Raw genomic sequence first — 18,772 nt, forward strand, 5'->3', positions numbered from 1 at the left:
ATCACTCATGAAGCACATAAAGGTTCTGCTCACCATCGCCCTGGCCACGGGCACCGTCGTCGGCCTGTCCGGCTGCGAGACCGAGTTCTCGACCAGCGGCACGCCGGCGGCGGGCCGGGCCCTGTCCACCTCGTCCTCGGCCTCGGCCAAGCCCAGCAAGAGCGCGCTGCCGCCCGCCGACGCGCTCAAGAAGGCCGTCCAGGAACTCGACAACACCGCGTACACCTTCGCGATCAAGCAGGGCGAACTGACCGGCGGCGGGCGCATCGACCGCGCCTCCAAGAAGGCGATGATGCAAATGGGCGGCGACGTCTCGACGAGCCTGCACATCTCGGTCGCCTACACCATCATCGCGCCCGACCTGTGGATCAAGGCCGACTTCGGCGACGATCTCAACAAGGAATGGGGGCTCGACCCGACGACGTGGCTGCTCGTGGACAAGTCGAAGGTCGACTCCACCGCCGCCCTGCCCGTCGACGACTCCGGCGCGCCGGAGCTGGGCGTCACCGAGCTGTTCAAGGACGGCCTCGGCGAGGTGCAGCGCACCGACGCCACCCACTTCACCGGCACCGTCGACGTGACCGTCGCCAACAGCGTGCTCGCGCCGTCCGACGACGTGGTGACGAAGGCCGGCGCCCGCGCCAAGGCCGTGCCGTTCACCGCGACCGTCGACGAGGAGGGCCGGCTGACGAAGTTCGTCATCGACGGCGGCTCGATCGCCGCCGACCTGGCGATGGAGCTGACCTTCTCCGGCTTCGGCGCGATCCCGCCGGTCACCGCGCCGACCAACGCGGTCGCCGCACCGGACTCGGTCTACAAGCTGTTCAACTGACGGCTCATCGAAGCTCGAAGTCGTCGCCGTCGACGGTGACCCGCACCGGCGGATCCAGCCGGTACCGGTCGTCGTCGACGAGCTCGCGCAGCGCGTCGACGCGGTCCGCCGACTCGGACCACACGGCGCGGGTGTCCTCGTCGTGCGGGTGGCGCAGGTCCGCCTCCCGCACGTCGAGGAACGCCTCCAGCCAGTCCCGCTCGTCCACCCCGCCGGCCGGGTCCCCGCCGGCCTTGGCCGTCGCCCGCTCCACCAGCGCGGGCAGGCCGTCGGGGTCGTCGCCGGTGCCGTGCTGCACCGCGGTGTCGTAGAGCACGGCGACGCCGAGCGGCGTGCGGATGCCCAGCCGGCGCGCGGCCTGCCGGCCCGGGGTGAACGCGAGCCGGTCGGCGAGGGCGTCCTGCTGGGCCCGGAAGCGCGGGTCGGCGGCCGCCGCGGCCCAGTCATCGGCGAAGCCGGGCAGGCCCGCGGTGTCGCCGCTGCCGCCGTCGGCCAGCTCGCGCAGCCGGGGCAGATACCGGGCCAGCCGGGCGTCGGGGACCTCGGCGGCGTAGTCCTCCACAATCGTGCGGACCTCGGTGCTGCTCGTCGTGAAGCCGATCGTGCCGCAGGTGTACCCGCGCCCGTCGCCGAGCGCCTCGACCGCCTCGTAGTGCGGCCCCGGGTCGCCGTGCTCGAAGACGGAGACCAGGCGATCGGCCACCCGGCGCTGCGGCTCGCTCAGCTCGACCGCCGACGGCCCGTGCCCCGCCTCCGGCCACGGCTCGCCGCCGCACGCGGCTGCCGTCGCCGCCAGCGCGAGCACCGCCAGCCACATTCCCGCACGTCGCATCGACTCTCTCCTTACCCGCCGCGCCAGTGGATCATGCGGGACCCCGGCGACCCTTCTATGTTCGAGGACGTGACCGAGCAACCCGAGCCAAACCGTCCGATCGGTCGTGCCCGGATCGGCCGGGCCGTCGGCAAGGCGCAGACGCCCGAACGGGCGGCCACCGCCGTGATCCGCAACGGCCGGCAGGACCCGACGCCGGTGTTCGTCGACCCCAGCGGCGCGCGGCGCCGCCGGATCCGCCGGAAGGTGTACCTCGTCGGCGTCCTGCTTCTGCTCGCCCTGCTCGGCCTGTGGCTGAGCCAGTTCCTCGGGGCCGCGCGCCCGCCCGTCGCCTGATGGCCGTCTACCGCGCCGGCCCGATCGGCGCCGACCCGGCCTCCTCCAGCCACCTGCCGGCCGTCCGGCGCCGGCGCACGACGCTGCGGGTGCTGCTGGCCCTGCTCGCCCTCGCGCTGCTGGCCAACCTGCTGCTCGTCGAGGCGTACACCAACAGCGGCTTCGCCCCGGACCACGAGGGCAAGGCGCCACAGCCCGACGCCGCCGTGCCCGCCGCGGTCCGGGACGGCGGGCCGGTGATCGACGCGACCCGCGGGCGGATGGTCTCGCACGGGGTGCCGGAGCGCACCGTCGCGCTGACCTTCGACGACGGGCCCGACCCCACCTGGACGCCGAAGGTGCTGGAGGTCCTGCGCCGCTACGGCGTGCACGCCACGTTCTTCGTCATCGGCTCGGAGGTCGCCCGCCACCCGGACCTGACCCGCCGGCTCGTCGCCGAGGGACACCAGGTCGGCACGCACACGTTCAGCCATCCGCAGCTGCCCGAGCTGCCGGCGTGGCGGCGCACGCTGGAGTACTCGCAGACGCAGATGCTCATCGCGTACGCCACCGGCCGCTCCACGTCGATGCTGCGCCCGCCGTACTCGTCGTTCCCCGACGCGCTGCGCGACCCCGAGTGGGCGACGGTGCGCGAGGCCGCGGGCCAGGGCTACGTGACCGTCCTCAACGACCTCGACAGCCGGGACTGGGCGCGGCCGGGCGTGGACGCGATCGTGCGCAACGCGACCCCGGAGGGCCAGAACGGCGCGATCGTGCTCTTCCACGACGCCGGCGGCGACCGCGCGCAGACCGTCGCCGCGCTGGACCGGCTCATACCGCGGCTGCAGCAGCGCGGGTACCGCTTCACGACCGTCGCCGACGCCATGGGCGGCGCGCTCGGCCCGGCCAACCCGCCCGCCCGCGCCGCGGACGTCTGGCGCGGCCGGGGCCTGGCCTGGGCGATCAACATCGCCGACATCACCTGGTGGGTGCTGTGGGGCCTGCTCATCGCCGTCGGCGCGCTGACCATGGCCCGGGCGCTGCTGCTGTTCCTCTTCGCGGTGCGCCACTCCCGCCGGCGCCGCTCGGTCACCTGGTCGTGGGGCCCACCGGTCACCGAACCGGTGACCATCGTCGTGCCCGCCTACAACGAGCGGACCACGATCGAGCCGGCGGTGCGCTCCCTGGCACTGTCGGCGCACCCCGGCGTCGAGGTCATCCTGGTCGACGACGCCTCGTCCGACGGCACCGCCGACGCGGTGGAGGCGCTCGGCCTGGGCAACGTGCGCGTCGTGCGGGTGCCGCCCGGCGGGAAGGCGACCGCCCTCAACACCGGCGTGGCCCTGTCGCGCAACGACCTGATCGTCATGGTCGACGCCGACACCGTCGTCGAGCCCGACGCGGTGCACCGCCTGGTGCAGCCGTTCGCCGACCCGTCCGTCGGCGCCGTGGCCGGCAACGTCAAGGTCGGCAACCGCCGCGGGCTGCTCGGCCGGTGGCAGCACATCGAGTACGTCATGGGCTTCAACCTCGACCGCCGCCTCTACGACACCTTCGGCTGCATTCCCACCATCCCGGGCGCGCTCGGCGCGTTCCGGCGCCAGGCCCTGACCGACGCCGGCGGGCTCACCGTCGACACGATCGCCGAGGACACCGACCCTCGACCGCACCGAGACCGCGATCGGCTGGGCGGCGATGCTGGTCGTGCACACGGTGACGGCGATCCTGGCCTTCCGCCTGGACCGCGAGCCGCTGCGTCCCCTGTGGACACTGCCGTTGCAGCAGCTGGTGTACCGCCAGGTGATGTATCTGGTGCTGTTGCACTCGGCGATCACCGCGGTCACCGGCCGGCGCCTGCGCTGGCAGAAGCTGCGCCGCACCGGCGAGGTCGACGTGGTCGGCGCTTAGTGACGGTCCCGGATGGGTACTGCAACCGACGTGCCCAGCGAAGGTGACCTGATCAACGAGCGCTACCGCCTGGACGCCCGCATCGCCGCCGGCGGCATGGGCGAGGTGTGGCGCGCCACGGACACACTGCTGGGCCGGTCGGTGGCGGTGAAGCTGCTGCACGACGATCGGTCCGGCGAGCGGGAGTTCCAGACCCGCTTCCACCACGAGGCCCGCTCGATGGCAGCGCTGCGCCACCCCGGCATCGCCGCCGTCTACGACTACGGCGGCGACGGCTCCGGCGCCTTCATCGTCATGGCCTTCATCGACGGCGTCGCGCTCGACCGTCGCATCGCCGAGGAGGGCCGCCTGGACGCGCCGACGACGATGTCGGTCGTGGCGCAGGCCGCCCGGGCGCTGGAGGCCGCGCACGAGGCCGGGATCGTCCACCGCGACGTGAAGCCCGGCAACCTGATCGTCCAGCCCGACGGCACCGTCGTGCTGGTCGACTTCGGCGTGGCCCGCTACGCGGCCCTGGCCTCCGTCACCGCCACCAACGACGTGGTCGGCACCGCCCTGTACATCGCGCCCGAGCAGGTCTCCAAGCGCCCGACCGGCCCGGCGACCGACGTCTACGCCCTCGGCGCCGTCGCCTACCACTGCGTGGCCGGCCACCCGCCGTTCATGGGCGACAACCCGGTCGCGATCGCGGTGCACCACCTCAACGACGAGCCCCCGCCGCTGCCCGCCGACGTGCCCGCGCCGGTCCGGGACGTCATCACCACGGCCATGGACAAGCAGCCGTCGCGCCGCTACCCGTCGGCCGCCGCCTTCGCGATCGCCGCCGAGGCCGCGGCAGCCAGTGCCGCCGGGTCCGCAACGGCCGCCGCCCTCGCCTCCACGGAGGCCGCGACGGTCGCTGCTCCCGGAACCGCCGCTCCCGGAACCGCCGCTCCCGGAACCGCCGCTCGCGGGGTCGCCACTCCCGGGGCCGCCGCGCCGATTGGTATCGCCTCCCGGGCCGCGGGCGGGCGTCCAACTGCGGCAACCGCGCAGTTGGACGCCCGCACCGCCGCCGGGTTCGGCGACGAGCCGCCGCGCCGTGCGCCGCGCCGGACGGTGCTGCTCTGGGTGCTCGGCCTGCTCGCGCTCGCGGCGCTCGCCGTCGCTATCACCCTCGCGTCGGGGACCATCTTCCGCGGGCCGGATACCACGCCAACGCCCACCGCCGACGTCACGGGCGACACCGGCGTCGGCACCGCACCGGCCGGCGGCGGCAACAACACCGGGCGTCCCGCCACGCCCGGATCGTCCGGGCAGCCTGGCGGCTCCGGGCAGGCGACCACCGGGAACGGCGGCGGCGCCACCCCACCGGGCGGTGGCGGCGCAACGCAGACGACCGGACCGCAACCGACCGACACCCCGCCGGCGCAGGAGACCACGGCGCCGGCGCCCACCACTGAGCCCCTGGCGACCGGCAGTGGGTGAGCCGTTCGCCCGGTCCGGGTGAACGCGCGGTCACCCGCCCGCCCACATCGTTGATCGCATGAGGCCGGCAGCCGCGGCGCACGTCGAGTGGGGTCCGGTGGCGGTGTGGGTGGGCGCGCTGATCTCGTCCCTGGCCGTGATCGTCGCTCTGCTGGGCGGCATGGGGTGGTTCGCGCGCCGGCGGCAGCCGATCCTGAGCCTGACCTTCGAGCCGGAGCAGCCCTGGTGCCGGCGCGTCGGGCGCCACGACGGCGATACGGGCGTGCCGGACGCGCTCTGGGTGCGCATCGCGGTGGAGAACCACGGCAAGAGCCCCGCGTACGGGTGCATCGGGCGGCTGGTCGGGCTGAACACCGACGAAGCGCTGCGCTCGGACATCGACCCTGTGCAGCTGCGGTGGGCCGGCGTGCCGAGGTCCCGGTCGTTCGAGCCGGTCGACATCCGGCCCGGCCAGCGGGAGTACCTCAACGTCGCCTACCGCCCGTCCGGCGGGCACTGGGTCATCGACACCTTCGACGACGACGACTTCGAACCGGGCTTCCCGATCCGCCTACCGGCCGACCAGCGGCACGTGCTCACCGTCGCGCTGTTCACCGACAACGCGCACACGCGCTCCATCGGCCTGCGCATCGAGGAGGGCACGAACGGCCCCCGGCTGTCCCGGGAACCGTAGCGCCCTCACCCCCCGCAGCGGTACACGGACTCGGTTGCCGCACCCACGCCGGTCTCGGCGCAGGAGGCGCGCACCCAGTCGGCGATCTCGGTCACGGCCGCCGTGCCACCCGGGCGGCCGGACGTCCGGTCGGGCCCGGCGCCGGAGACGGGCAGCAGGAAGTAGCGCAGCTCACCGCGCGCGACCAGGCCCCGCACGGCGGCGAGCGTGGGCTGCGGCACGTCGCCGCTGAACCCGCCCATCGGCAGGTACGGCCGGCCGGTCGCCATGATGTACGGCGCTGCGGTGCTCCACGAGGTCGTCGCGGCCACGAACCGGGCGCTGCCGCGGTGCGCGACCAGGTAGTCATCGATCCGGCGCCGCTCGGCGGTGAGCGTGCCGGTCGCCTCGGCGAACGGGCCGCCGCCGGGCCCGCCGAACTGCTGCGCCATGGGCACCGGCGCCCCGCCACCCGGGCCGCCCGGCGCCTGACCACCCGGGAACTGACGGGCCGGGAACTGACCGCCCGGGGGCAGGAATCCGCCCTGTGCCGGGAAGCGGCCGCCGCCGGGGCCTTCCATCGCCGTCGGGCCGGCCGAGGCGTCGAAGGCGCTGCCGCCGTACCGCGAATGCAGCACCGACCCGGCCCAGGCGCTCGGCGCCGCCACCATGGCCGCGACGGCGAGCCCCATCGCCGAGCGCAGCACGGCCCGGCGCGGCTCGGGCGCGCGCGGCAGGGCGGCGGCGACCAGCACCGGCAGCGCGACGAGCGCGGCGGCCGCCGCCGCCCACGGCAGCCAGGGCAGGAAGGCGGGGAACTGCCGGGCGAGGTACACCGTCCACGCCGCCTCGGCCACGACGAGCGCGGGCAGCAGCCACGGCGCGTCGCGGTCGCGCAGGCCGCGCCACGCCTGCACCACGGCCGCGGCGGACAGTGCGGCGACCGGCGGCGCGAGCGAGGCGAGGTAGGCCGTGTGCGGGATCCTGATGGCGCTGAACACCACGGCCACGGTCACCAGCCACAAGCCCCAGAACAGGTGGTTGGCCCGCACCGGGTCGGTGCGCGGCGCCCGGCCCCGCGCGGCCATGCCGAAGAGCAGGCCCAGCAGGGCGACCGGATACAGCCACCCGACCTGCGAGCCGTAGCGGGGCCCGACCAGCTTCGCCGCGCCCTCGCCGCCGGAACCGCCGCCGACACGGGCACCGCCGGGCAGGTCCGCGCCCGCTGCCGGCCCGGCCGGCACACCCACCGGCGCCTCGATGCGAGCCGGGCCGCCGGTGAACATCGACTCCACGGCGCCGGGGACGTGGACGCCGAAGCGGTCGAGGCCGTTGTACCCGAACACCATCGCGATCGCGCTGTTGTTCGTGCTGCCGTCCACGTACGGGCGGTCGGCGTCCGGGGTGAGCTCGTACAGCGCGACCCAGGACAGCGACACCGCGAGCATCACCGCGCCCGCGGCGCCCAGGTGTCCCAGCCGGCGCCGCCACGGGCCGGGTGCGGCCACGAGGTAGGTCACCGCCATCGCCGGCAGCACCATCCACGCCTGCAGCATCTTGGCCTGGAAGCCGACGCCGACCCACACCCCGGCGAGCATCAGCGAACGCAGCCGCCCCTCGAGCATCGCCCGCTGGAAGGCGTCGGCCGCCAGGACCAGGCACATGGTGAGCAGCCCGTCCTCCATCGGATGGCCGAACATCGAGGCGACGACGGGGGTGAGCCCGAACAGCCCGGCCCCGAGCAGCCCGGCGGCCGGGCCGGCGAAGCGGCGCCCGATGCGGTACATCACGAGCACCGCCACGACCCCCTCGACCACCTGTGGCAGGGTCAGCGACCAGGCGTGGTAGCCGAACACGCGCGCGGCGATCGCCTGGGGCGCGAACGAGCCGGCCAGCTTGTCGATGGTGATCGTCGCGCCCGGGTCGAGCGCGCCGTAGAAGAACGCCTTCCAGCTCACCGACATGCTCTTGGCCGCGACCGAGTAGAACAACGCGAAGCCGCTGTCGCGGATGCGCCAGGCGTAGAGGACGGCGGCGACGGCGGCCACGGCCAGCAGCGCGGGGCGGGCCCACCCCGGCTGGGCCTCGGGCGAGCGCCAGAACACGAGCCGAGACGGGACGCGAAAAGTGCGCACAACGACCTCTCCACGCAGTATGCCCGATTGATCCCCGACCCGTAGTGTGCCCACCGAACCTCATAGACACCTGGGAGCGGCCGGGCGCCGCCTCGAAAGATCACTACGAGGCGGCGCCCGGGTCGAGCGTGTGGCGCTAGGCCGGGATGTTGTACGGGTCGCCGTACACCTTCCAGCTCAGCGGCGGGTCGAGGTCGAAGTTGCGGTTGTTGAGGAACACCCGCTGCTCGGTGTCGACCCGGCTGGTGTCGCTGTGCGCCTCCTCGGTCTTCATCGCCGCGACGCGCGCGTCGAGGAAGGCGTTGAGGTACGTCGCCTCGTCGCCGCCCTGCGCCGGCGTCTTCGCCTTGGCCATGGCGGCCTTGCGGATGCCGCCGAAGCTGACCGGGTCGGTGCCGGGGCCGTGCATGACGATGGCGTCGTAGTAGATGAACTGGCCCAGGGCCCGCAGGCCGTCGGCCTTGGCCTGGTTGACGGCGGGGTTGAAGTACACCCGGTCCCGCTCGTCGTCCTGCGCCTTCTGGAACTGCGTGTCGGCCGCCGCCGTCTTCCAGTCCCTGGTGAAGTTCGGGTCGAGCCCGGAGTGCGAGTCGCTGCCGTTGACGTTGCGCAGCGCCGGCAGGTACTTCGCCAGGACGTTGCCGGGCACCCGCTGGGTGTAGAGCTCGACGAGGTCGAGCATGTCGCCGGTGCCGGAGCAGAAGCCGATGATGCCGGCGGTGTAGCCGCGGCCGTCGCCGATGTCCTCGATGTACTTGTACTGGGCCTTCCAGTCCAGCGAGGAGTTCTCCGCCGAGGACACCAGCTGCATCGCGATGTCCTTCTTCCGGGGGTCGAACAGGTCCTTGCCCGAGGGCGAGGACGTCGGGCTCTTCGTCGGCGAGGCGCTGGCGGACGCGCTGCGCGACGGGGAGGCCGACGCGGACGGCGAGGCGGTGCGCGACGCCGAGGGGCTGGCGGTCGGCGTCGAGTCGGTGCCGTTGCCGTACACCTTGAACTCGTACAGCGAGTAGCCCCACTGCGTGCCGCGGGCCGTGCCGTACAGCCGCACGTAGCGCCCGGAGCCCGACAGCCCGGTCAGGTCGTCGGTGCCGCCGTCGCCGCTGCTCGTGCTGTAGATGCTGCTCCACGTTGCGCCGTCGGCGGACGTCTCGATCCGGTACGCCTTGCCGTATGCGGCCTCCCACTTGAGGTTCACGTGCGTGATGGTGCGGGTCGCGCCGAGGTCGACGCGGATCCACTGCGGGTCCGACCCTTCCGCGCTGGCCCACCGCGTGCTGGTGTTGCCGTCGAACGCCAGTGCGGCGCCGAGGGACGACGACTCAACCGACGACGAGGTGGCCGGCTTGCCCTGCGACAACAGGGTCTCCGTGGCCGCGTCCGCGCCGTGCATGACCAGGACGGTCGTCACGGTGCCGGTGACGAGCATGGCCGCGGCGCCCAGGCCGGCCAGCCTGAGGGGGTGGTTCACGAGGCGCCTCCAAAGTTTAACTGTTAGGCAACTTGCCTGACAGATATTCGGATCGGATGACCTCGATGTCAAGCCCCCTAAAACTTCCTTCATGTCGCGTTATGGTTCGCACCCCGCAGGACACGTCTCGACCATGTTTGACCCGATTTGTACGTATACTGGGTGCGAGGGGATTGGAGGCCGCGATGTCGACGGTTCTGATCGCCGAGGACGATCTTGCGATCCGCGATCTGCTGACGTTCCTGCTCGATACGTCCGGCCACCACGTCCTGGCCTGCGCCGACGGCGGCAGCGCGCTGGCCACGGCGCGACGCGAGCACCCCGACCTGGCCATCCTCGACGTGAACATGCCCGGCATCGACGGCATCGAGGTGTGCCGGGCGCTGCGCGGGACCGCCGACACCAGGCCCATGCCGGTGCTCATGCTGACCTCGCACGGCCAATGGCTCGACGTGAGCACCGGCTTCGCCGCCGGCGCCGACGACTGCCTGGTCAAGCCGTTCGAGCCGAGCGAGCTGATGTCGCGGATCGAGACACTGCTGGAGCGGCCGGGAACCGCCGGGCCGCCTGCCGCATCCTAGTGGGCATGGGACGCCTCCGGCCGATCGTGCTCGCCCTCGCCCTCGCGGCATTCCCCCTCGCCGCGTGCGCGGACGCGCCGGCTCGGCCGGAGGCTCCCGCCTCACCCTCGTCGGCTTCGTCTGCTTCGCCGGCCGGGTCCGCCGAAGCCGGCGACCTCGTGGTGCGCGACGGCGACACGGTCGAGGCGTCCGGGCGGGTCGTGATCGTGCCGGGGCGCCCGACCCGGTTCTGTGCGCCGGCGCCCACGACCCTGGAGGGCACCATCGGCGGGCCGCCCAAGCGCTGCGACATGGGCGTCGACCTCGACGGGTTCGACGCCCGGAAGCTCGGCCCGGACGGCAGGGCGCTGCTGCGCGGCACCCTGCGCGGCGGCGTGCTGCACGTGAGCGCGCAGGGTCCGGCCCGCCCCGAGCCGGTGCCGACCTTCGACTGGCAGGTGCCCTGCCCGGCGCCGGCCGGCGGCTGGAAGAACGGCGACCGCCCCGACGACAACGGCCTGCACGAGCTGGTCTACGACGAGCACCCGGAGTGGTACCGCGACCTGCGCGTCACCTACCCCGACGGCGAGCCGGGCAGCAGCACCGACGGGCCGCAGCCACGGACCGTGTTCGTCGTCGAGATCGTCACCGCCGACCACGACGCGGCCGAGCGGGCGGTGCGCTCGCGCTACACCGGCAACATCTGCATCGTCGTCAGCCCTGGCGCCAAGAGCCTCGCCGACCAGCAGCGCGACCTGGAACGGGTGCAGGACGTCGCCGACCCGTTGATGCAGGACCCGGCCAACGGCGTCTACGAGCTCAGCGGCGGCGACCGGGTCGAGCTGTCGATGGTGGTGCTCACCCCGCAGCTGAACGACCGCCTCGCACCGGTGCGCGAGCTCATCACGGCCAACCCCTGGCTTCGGCGGGTCACGTAGCGTCCGGCAGAATTAGTCCGGTGACGCACAGCATCGAGGACGACTGGGTAGCCCGTTTCGCCGACGAGGTCATCGCATCCGCGCAGGACCGCGCGCCGGGCCGGCCGATCGTCTGCGCGTCCGGGCTGAGCCCCTCCGGGCCGATCCACCTGGGCAACCTGCGTGAGGTCATGACCCCGCACCTCGTCGCCGACGAGATCCGCCGCCGGGGCGAGGACGTCGTGCACATCCTGTCGTGGGACGACTTCGACCGCTTCCGCAAGGTGCCGGCCGGCGTGCCGGGCGTCGACGAGTCGTGGAGCGAGCACATCGGCCGCCCGCTGACCGCCGTGCCCGCGCCGCCCGGCAGCCCCTACGGCAGCTGGGCCGAGCACTTCAAGGCCGCCATGGCGGAGTCGCTGGAGCAGCTCGGCGTGCAGTACCGCGGGATCAGCCAGACCGAGATGTACCGCTCCGGGGCGTACACCGAGCAGATCCTGCACGCGATGCGCGAACGGCAGCACATCGACTCGGTGCTCGCGAAGTACCGCACGAAGATCGCCCCCGAGGAGAACGACGAGGACGGCGACAGCGCGACCGGCTACTTCCCGTACCGGCCCTACTGCTCCGTCTGCGGCCGCGACACCACCACCGTCACCGCATACGACGACGACACCACCGAGCTGACCTACACGTGCTCCTACGGCCACGGCGGGACCGTGCTGCTGTCCGAGCACCGCGACGGCAAGCTGGTGTGGAAGGTCGACTGGCCGATGCGCTGGGCCTTCGAGGGCGTGCACTTCGAGCCCTCCGGCGTCGACCACTCCTCGCCCGGCTCGTCCTACGTCGTGGGCAGCCAGCTCGTCGCCGAGGTCTTCGGCTCGCGCCCGCCGATCGGCCCGATGTACGCGTTCGTCGGCATCGCCGGCATGGCCAAGATGAGCAGCTCCAGGGGCGGCGTGCCGACCCCGGCCGACGCGCTGCAGATCATGGAGGCGCCGCTGCTGCGCTGGCTCTACAGCCGCCGCCGGCCGAACCAGTCGTTCAAGATCGCGTTCGACGACGAGAACCAGCGCCTCTACGACGAGTGGGACACGCTGGGCCGCAAGGTCGGCGAGGGCACCGCGCCGCCGGCCGACGCCGCCGCCTACCACCGCGCGATCGGCACGGCCGCCGGGCCGCTGCCGGTGACGCCGCGCCCCCTGCCGTACCGGATGCTGGCCTCCGTGGCCGACATCACCGTCGGCGACCCGGTCCAGATGCTGCGCATCCTCGCCGACGTCGACCCCGACGACCCGATCGTCACCCTCGACGACACCCGGCCGCGGCTGGACTGCGCGGTGCGGTGGGTCACCACCTACGTGCCGGAGGAGTCGCGAACCCACGTGCGGTCCACCCCGGACGAGGAGCTGCTGGCGAGCCTCGACGACGAGCAGCGCGCGTCGCTGGCGCTGCTGGCCGAGCGCCTGGAGGACCGGTGGTCGCTCGAGGGCCTGACCACCCTCGTGTACGGCGTGCCGAAGATCCGCCTGGGCCTGCCCCTGGACACCGCGCCGACGCAGGAGCTCAAGGTCGCCCAGCGGCAGTTCTTCGCGCTGCTCTACCGCCTGCTCGTCGGCCGCGAGTCCGGCCCGCGCCTGCCGACCCTGCTGCTCTCCCTCGGCGCACAGCACGTCCGCGCCCTCGTCGGCGCGGCGTAGGGCTCGCTGCGCGAGCGCAGCGAGCTTCGGTACGGCGCCTACCGGTGGTCGAGGGCCTGGGTCAGGTCGGCGATGATGTCCTCGGGCTCCTCGAGGCCGACCGAGACGCGCAGCAGGGCGGCGTCGACGGTGTCGGCGGTGCCGCCGTGCGCGAAGATCAGCGACGCCGGGTGGGTGATCAGGGTTTCGGTGCCGCCCAGGCTGACGGCGTTGCGGGCCAGGGTCGTGTGCTGCAGGACGGACAGGGCCGCCTCCGGGGACTCGACGGTGAAGGCCAGCATGCCGCCGAAGCCGCTCATCTGGCGGCGGGCCAGGTCGTGCTGGGGGTGCGTGGGCAGGCCGGGGTAGTGCACGGCGGCGACGCGCGGGTGTGCGGCCAGGGCCTCGGCGACCGCGTGGCCGCTGGCGTTGTGCCGGGCCATGCGCAGGGGGAACGTGCGCAGGCCGCGGGCCAGCAGCCAGGCCTCGAACGGGTGGCAGGTGGGGCCGAGGACGCGGGCGGTCTCCCAGGCGCGGTCGATCAGCTCGGCGCGGCCGGTGACGACGCCGGCGGTCACGTCGCTGTGGCCGTTGAGGTACTTCGTCGCCGACTGCACCACCAGGTCGGCGCCCAGGTCGAGGGGGCGGGTGTTGTACGGGGTCGCGAACGTGTTGTCGACGACGAGCAGCGCCCGCGGCGCGGCCGAGCGGACCGCCGCCAGGTCGGTGAGGACCATGGCCGGGTTGACGGGCGTCTCGGCGTAGACGACGTCGACCGAGTCGTCGACGGCGTCCTGGAGCGACTCCTGCGGTACCAATGCGACATCCACGCCGAACGAAGGCAGGACGTCGCGCAGGAGCGTGAGCGCGGCCGTGTAGTGGTTGGTCTGCGCGACGACGCGGGCGCCGGCGCGGACGTTGGACAGCAGCGCGGCGCTCACGGCGGCCATCCCGCTGCCCAGCAGCAGGGCGCGCTCGGCGCCGTCGAGGCCGGCCAGCATCGCCTCGGCCTCGGCGTTGTTCGGGGAGCCGTAGCGCGTGTAGTACCCGCTGGGCGCCACCGCCGAGGCGATGTGTGCCGCCTCGGGCGTGCGGGGCAGCTCGTACGTGCTCGTCTGGTAGACCGGCGTCGTCACGGGGACGCCGCCGGGGCGCTGCTCGACGTGCGGGTGCAGCAGGCGGGTCATGCTGGGACGGGGGGCCTCTTCGATCGCCATCGCACCAGTATCGTCGCCGGTCAGGCGCTGATCATCCGCGACGACACCGCGCACCTCGGGCCCGGCGACCAGGTGATCAATAACGGACACGCCTCCGTGCGCCTCACCGGCGTGTGAGCAGGTCCTGAGCGAGGCCGTCGAGGACGGCGCCGAGGGCGGACTCGGCGGCGCCGATGGATGGGCCGCGGGAGCCCAGCGCCGCCGGGACGATCGGCGGGAGCGCGGCGCGGCGCCAGGCCATCGCGGCCGGGCGCACGGCGGCGAGGAGCGCGTCGCCGGCCGCGTCGAGCAGGTCGGCGCCGAGCCCGCCCAGGGTCACGATCGCCGGGTCCAGCGCGTTGAGCAGGGCGCCGACGCCCCGCCCGAGCGCCGTCGCGGCCTCGGTCACGGCGGCGCGGGCCGCACCGTCGCCGCCGGCGGCCGCGGCGAGGACCTCGGCGGCGAAGCCCCGCGGGTCGTCGGGCGCGGGGCGGCCCAGGCGGCGGGCCATCGCGCGGCCGTCGACGGTCACGTCCCAGCAGCCGGTGGCCCCGCACGGGCAGGCCAGGCCGGGCTCGCCGAAGGGCACGTGCCCGAACTCGCCGCCCGCGCCGGTCGCGCCGAGCACGGGGCGGCCCTCGACGAGCAGCACCCCGCCGACGCCGACCTCGACGGTCAAGTGCAGCGCCACCGGTACCCCACGGGCCGCGCCCCGCAGCGCCTCGGCCACGCCGGCCAGGGACGCGTCGTTGCCGACGGTCAGCGGCAGCCCGCCGCCGAGCGATGCGAGGTCGACGTCGCGCCAGCGCAGCGTCGCCGCCTGCACCGCCGTGGTGCCGCGCACCGTGCCCGGCAGCGCGACCCCGACGGCGGCGAGCCGGCCGCCGGCCCGGGCCCGGGCCTGTTCGACCGCGGCGCGGACCTCGGCGAGCACCGCCTCGGGCGGGCCGCCGCGGTGGCGGTGCACCGGCGCGGGCGCGAGCTCGCCGCCGATGCCGGCCGTGGTCACGCGCCAGGTGGCGTGCGTGAGCTCGACGACCGCGACGAGCGGGCCGTCCGGGTGCGCGACCAGCTCGGTGCTCGGCCGCCCCCGCCCGCCCGTCGCCGCGACCGGCCGCTCCCCCAGCAGCCGGGCGGCGCGCAGCCGGCCCATGATCTCGGTCGCCGAGCCGCTGCTGAGCCCCAGGCTCGCGGCCGCCTCCGCGCGGGTCACGCCGGGGTGGGCGTGCGCGTGGCGCAGCAGCGCGAGGGCGCCCTGCACCCGCAGTGCCTCGGCCCGCATCGTTGCCACTACCCGCCCTCCGGGAATATGCTCGCCCTACGAGTTTATTCATCCGAGGGGGTACGGGCAATGCGGCGCTTCGGTGCGGTACTGCTGGACATGGACGGCACCCTCGTGGACTCCGACGCCGCCGTGGAGCGCGCCTGGCTCGCGTGGGCGGCCGAGGCCGCGGTGCCGGCCGAGCTGATCATACCGATCATGCACGGCAACCCGGCGCCAACCACGATCCGCGCGGTCCTGCCCGGCCTCGACGGGCCCGGCGTGGAGCGGGCGGCGGCCCGGCAGCTCGAGCTGCAGTACACGGACCTCGACGACGTCGTGCCGACCCCGGGCGCGGGCCGCCTGCTGGTCGCGCTCAAGGAGCTGGACCTGCCCTGGGCGGTGGTGACCAGCGCGGACCGGCGCCTCGCCGCGGCCCGCCTCGGTGCGGCCGGCATCGACCCTCCCCTGCTGGTCACGTTCGAGGACACGCCGCGCGGCAAGCCGGCACCGGACCCCTACCTCGAGGCCGCCGCCCGCCTCGGCATCGCACCGGGCGACTGCCTCGTGGTCGAGGACTCGCAGCCGGGCATCGACGCGGGCCGGGCGGCCGGCGCCGCGGTCGCCGCACTGCGCGGCCTCGACGGCGACCTGCGCATCGCCGACCTCGGCGACCTCGCCGAACTGCTCCTGGCCGCGGGTTCGCCACGGGCGTAGCACGCCCGCGGGCCCGGCGGGTCAGCGGCGATCTACGTTCGGGCTTCGCGGGATGTTCACCGGATGCATGCCGTGGCGTACCGATCGAGGTCGACGCTCTCGTCTCATGGCACTGAACAGGCGCGACGTCCTGGCCGTCACCGGCCTCGGGCTGGTCGGCGGCGGGCTCGGCGGGGCGTTCCTCGGCGGCGGGACCGCCGGCGCGGCACCGGCCGGCGGCGGGTACGGGAAGCCGGCGGTCGACGGGTACGGGCCGCTGTCGCCCGCCGGTGCGGAGCTGGCGCTGCCCGCCGGGTTCACCTACCGCACCTTCGGGGCGGCCGGGACCCGGATGAGCGACGGCCTCGCGACGCCGGGGTGCCACGACGGGCAGGCGGTGTTCGCCGCGGGGCGCGGCCGGGTGCGCCTGATCCGCAACCACGAGATCGACCTGGACATCCCGGGCGCCCGGCAGCGCGCCCTCGGGCCCCGCAACGCCTACGACCGCTCGGCGCCGGCCGGGTGCACGTCGTCGCTGTACGACATCGGCTCCGGAAAGCTTCTCGAGAGCTTCCTCGTGCTCAACGGCACGCTGTCCAACTGCAGCGGCGCCCCGACGCCGTGGGGTTCGTGGCTGTCCTGCGAGGAGACCACGGACGGGGTCAAGGCCGGGTTCGACAAGCCGCACGGCTACGTCTTCGAGGTGCCCTCCGATGCCCGCGGTCCCGAGGATCCGGTACCGCTGAAGGCGATGGGCCGCTTCGAGCACGAGACGGCGCCGATCGACCCGCGCACCGGCATCGTCTACATGACCGAGGACAACGGCGACCCCGGCGACGGCTTCTACCGCTTCCTGCCGCGCCGCCCCGGGCAGCTGGCCGCGGGCGGGCGGCTGCAGATGCTCGCCGTCACCGGCGACCGCACCTACGACACCGCCACCGGGCAGCGCGTCGGCGAGGTCCTCGAGACCCACTGGGTCGACATCGACGAGCCGGACCCGTCCGACGCCGAGGACAACCCCGGCGCGGTGTACTCCCAGGGCCGCGCCAAGGGCGGCTGCCGCTTCCTCGGCCTCGAGGGCTCGGCGTGGACGAACGGCGGCGTGACGTTCGTGGCCAGCGAGGCCGGCGACGGGGAGAACGGGCAGGTCTGGCGGTACGTGCCGACCGGGCCCGACGGCGGCACGCTGCAGCTGCTGTTCGAGTCGCCGAACGCGCGCACGCTCAACCAGCCCGACACCGTCGGCGTCGCGCCCGACGGCACGATCCTGCTCGCCGAGGACGGCGACGGCGAGGACGACGGCGGCGACAACTGGCTCAAGGTGCTCACCCCGGCGGGCGGCATCGTCGACCTGGCCCGGGTGATCGCCCCGCTGGACCTGCACTACTGGAATCCCGAGGACTTCCCGCAGCCGGGGCCGGTCGGGGCGAGCGAGCTGGCCGGGGCCTGCTTCACCGCGGACGGGCAGCACCTGTTCGTCAACGTGCAGTACCCCGGCGTCACCTGCGTCATCACGGGACCGTGGCGGGGCGGGCACCGCTGAGCGCGAACCCGTCGGGGACGCGGTAGTCGTCGAGGTCGCGCAGCCGGCGGATCGGCGAGCGCAGCAGCGCCAGCGGCGCGAGCGCGGTCGCCGCGGCGAAGGCGAACAGCGCGACCCGGGCGCCGGCGGCGTCGGCGATGAGGCCGGCGAGGACGCCGCCGACCGGGATCGCGCCCCAGGAGACGAACCGGACCGTGGCCACGACCCGCGGCAGCAGCTCCGGCGGGCTGGCGAGCTGCCGGTAGGTGCGCGTGGTCACGCTCAGCACGACCACGCCGCCGGCGAAGACGACGTTGCCCAGCACGAAGGTGGCGTAGGCGGCACCCGCGGTACCGACGGGAATGATCATTGCTCCCAGCAGGGCGACGAAGGCTGCCACGACCAGGGCGCGCGCGGTGCCGGCCCGGGCCGTGAACCGCGGGGTCAGGGCGGCGCCGACGAGGGTGCCGGCGCCTTCGACGGCCAGCAGGGCGCCGGCCCAGCCCGGCGGGGTGTGCAGGTCGCGGACCAGGTACAGCGGGAACAGCGCCAGCTGCGCCCCGCACACGAAGTTCACGGCGGTCGCCGTCCACATGCCCGGCCCCATGATCGGGTGGCGGGTGACGAACCGCCAGCCCTCGCGGATCATCGCCCGCATCGGCGGGGCGGCGGCGTCGGGCGCGCCCGCGCGGCGGGGCGGCAGGGTGCGCAGCATGGCCGCCGAGGCGAGGTAGCTCACCGCGTCGACGAGCAGCGTCGGCACCGGCCCGAGCGCCTGCACCAGCAGCCCGCCGACGGAGGGGCCGCCGAGCTGGGTGGAGGCCTCCGTGGCCGAGGTGAGGCTGTTGCGGGCGTGCAGCCGCTCCGGCGGCACGATCATCGGGAAGAACGTCGCATTGGCCACGACGAAGATCACGTTGGCCAGGCTCACCAGCAGCGCGACGGCGATGAGCTGCGCGACGGTGAGCACCCCGAAGTACCAGCACACGGGAATCGATGCGACAGCCGCCGCACGCACGAGGTCGGCGCCGACCTGGGCGGCCCGCAGCGGCAGCCGTTGCACGATGACCCCGGCCGGCATGCCGATGAGCAGCCACGCCACGTAGCTCGCGGCGGCGATGAGCCCCATCTCGACCGGGGTCGCGTCGAGCACGGTCAGTGCGGTGAGGGGCAGCGCCACCGCACTGACCGCCGTGCCCGCCGAGCTGACGGCTCCGGCCGTCCACCAGCGCCAGAACGCCGTCATGCCCGCCCCCGATTCTGTGCATTCCATTTTGGAACTCACTATAATGCATGGGTGCGGCGCGAGGAACTGGCCGATGCCGACTG

The 18,772-nt window shown here is 74.1% G+C and carries 16 protein-coding genes; 10 read left to right on the forward strand and 6 right to left on the reverse strand.

Translation table 11 applies throughout. The annotated features are described in order from the left end of the window. Positions 1 to 7 precede the first annotated feature (7 nt). Entirely contained in the window at positions 8 to 832 is an 825-nt protein-coding gene (locus ABD901_RS43830; protein ID WP_345137108.1) for a hypothetical protein, read from the forward strand. Positions 833 to 836: 4 nt separating this feature from the next. Here ABD901_RS43830 and ABD901_RS43835 read toward each other — a convergent pair whose 3' ends face one another. Further along, on the reverse strand, positions 837 to 1,664 hold the full coding sequence (locus tag ABD901_RS43835; protein WP_345137111.1) for a chitosanase: 828 nt from the start codon (positions 1,662 to 1,664) through the stop codon (positions 837 to 839). Positions 1,665 to 1,733: 69 nt separating this feature from the next. Here ABD901_RS43835 and ABD901_RS43840 point away from each other — a divergent pair, with 69 nt between their 5' ends. From ABD901_RS43840 to ABD901_RS43855, 4 genes are read left to right on the forward strand one after another with little or no spacing between them, the layout of a single operon-like run. Further along, positions 1,734 to 2,000, forward strand: a complete 267-nt coding sequence (locus ABD901_RS43840; RefSeq protein ID WP_345137113.1) for a hypothetical protein — start codon at positions 1,734 to 1,736, stop codon at positions 1,998 to 2,000. Further along, entirely contained in the window at positions 2,000 to 3,934 is a 1,935-nt protein-coding gene (locus tag ABD901_RS43845; RefSeq protein ID WP_345137115.1) for a polysaccharide deacetylase family protein, read from the forward strand. The genes ABD901_RS43840 and ABD901_RS43845 overlap by 1 nt, the downstream gene beginning before the upstream one ends. Beyond that, complete coding sequence (locus ABD901_RS43850; RefSeq protein ID WP_345137117.1) at positions 3,918 to 5,354, forward strand: protein kinase domain-containing protein; 1,437 nt, start codon at positions 3,918 to 3,920, stop codon at positions 5,352 to 5,354. Before ABD901_RS43845 ends, ABD901_RS43850 begins: the two co-directional genes overlap by 17 nt. A 58-nt stretch (positions 5,355 to 5,412) precedes the next feature. Next, complete coding sequence (locus tag ABD901_RS43855; RefSeq protein ID WP_345137119.1) at positions 5,413 to 6,027, forward strand: hypothetical protein; 615 nt, start codon at positions 5,413 to 5,415, stop codon at positions 6,025 to 6,027. Between the two features lie 5 nt (positions 6,028 to 6,032). On the opposite strand, the gene ABD901_RS43860 is transcribed toward ABD901_RS43855, so the two are convergent. Then, positions 6,033 to 8,141, reverse strand: coding sequence for a mannosyltransferase YkcB-related protein (locus ABD901_RS43860; protein WP_345137121.1), 2,109 nt, complete (start codon positions 8,139 to 8,141; stop codon positions 6,033 to 6,035). 136 nt (positions 8,142 to 8,277) lie between these two features. Further along, entirely contained in the window at positions 8,278 to 9,612 is a 1,335-nt protein-coding gene (locus tag ABD901_RS43865; protein ID WP_345137123.1) for a chitosanase, read from the reverse strand. A gap of 185 nt (positions 9,613 to 9,797) precedes the next feature. Between ABD901_RS43865 and ABD901_RS43870 the strand changes: the two genes are divergently transcribed. Genes ABD901_RS43870 through lysS form a run of 3 tightly spaced genes read left to right on the forward strand, consistent with a single transcriptional unit; the run spans position 9,798 to position 12,789 of the window. Further along, positions 9,798 to 10,193 carry a response regulator transcription factor gene (locus tag ABD901_RS43870; protein ID WP_345137125.1) on the forward strand — a complete coding sequence of 132 codons (396 nt, stop codon included), beginning with the start codon at positions 9,798 to 9,800 and terminating at the stop codon, positions 10,191 to 10,193. A gap of 5 nt (positions 10,194 to 10,198) precedes the next feature. After that, positions 10,199 to 11,110 carry a hypothetical protein gene (locus ABD901_RS43875; RefSeq protein WP_345137127.1) on the forward strand — a complete coding sequence of 304 codons (912 nt, stop codon included), beginning with the start codon at positions 10,199 to 10,201 and terminating at the stop codon, positions 11,108 to 11,110. A 20-nt stretch (positions 11,111 to 11,130) separates the two neighbouring features. After that, a complete protein-coding gene (gene lysS / locus ABD901_RS43880) occupies positions 11,131 to 12,789 on the forward strand; it encodes a lysine--tRNA ligase (protein WP_345137129.1) in 1,659 nt (552 codons plus the stop codon). A 38-nt stretch (positions 12,790 to 12,827) separates the two neighbouring features. Here the strand turns inward: lysS and ABD901_RS43885 are convergent, their stop codons facing one another. Continuing rightward, positions 12,828 to 13,985 (reverse strand): trans-sulfuration enzyme family protein, encoded by a 1,158-nt coding sequence (locus ABD901_RS43885; RefSeq protein WP_345137130.1) that lies wholly within the window; start codon positions 13,983 to 13,985, stop codon positions 12,828 to 12,830. 103 nt (positions 13,986 to 14,088) lie between these two features. Then, a complete protein-coding gene (locus ABD901_RS43890; protein ID WP_345137131.1) occupies positions 14,089 to 15,246 on the reverse strand; it encodes an ROK family protein in 1,158 nt (385 codons plus the stop codon). Positions 15,247 to 15,315: 69 nt separating this feature from the next. Here ABD901_RS43890 and ABD901_RS43895 point away from each other — a divergent pair, with 69 nt between their 5' ends. Then, on the forward strand, positions 15,316 to 15,942 hold the full coding sequence (locus ABD901_RS43895) for an HAD-IA family hydrolase (protein WP_345137133.1): 627 nt from the start codon (positions 15,316 to 15,318) through the stop codon (positions 15,940 to 15,942). Between the two features lie 106 nt (positions 15,943 to 16,048). Next, complete coding sequence (locus tag ABD901_RS43900; RefSeq protein WP_345137136.1) at positions 16,049 to 17,464, forward strand: alkaline phosphatase PhoX; 1,416 nt, start codon at positions 16,049 to 16,051, stop codon at positions 17,462 to 17,464. On the opposite strand, the gene ABD901_RS43905 is transcribed toward ABD901_RS43900, so the two are convergent. Then, positions 17,433 to 18,716, reverse strand: a complete 1,284-nt coding sequence (locus ABD901_RS43905; RefSeq protein WP_345137138.1) for an MFS transporter — start codon at positions 18,714 to 18,716, stop codon at positions 17,433 to 17,435. The genes ABD901_RS43900 and ABD901_RS43905 overlap by 32 nt on opposite strands. Positions 18,717 to 18,772 lie beyond the last annotated feature (56 nt).

It is taken from the genome of Dactylosporangium darangshiense (assembly GCF_039537565.1).
Classification (GTDB): domain Bacteria; phylum Actinomycetota; class Actinomycetes; order Mycobacteriales; family Micromonosporaceae; genus Dactylosporangium; species Dactylosporangium darangshiense.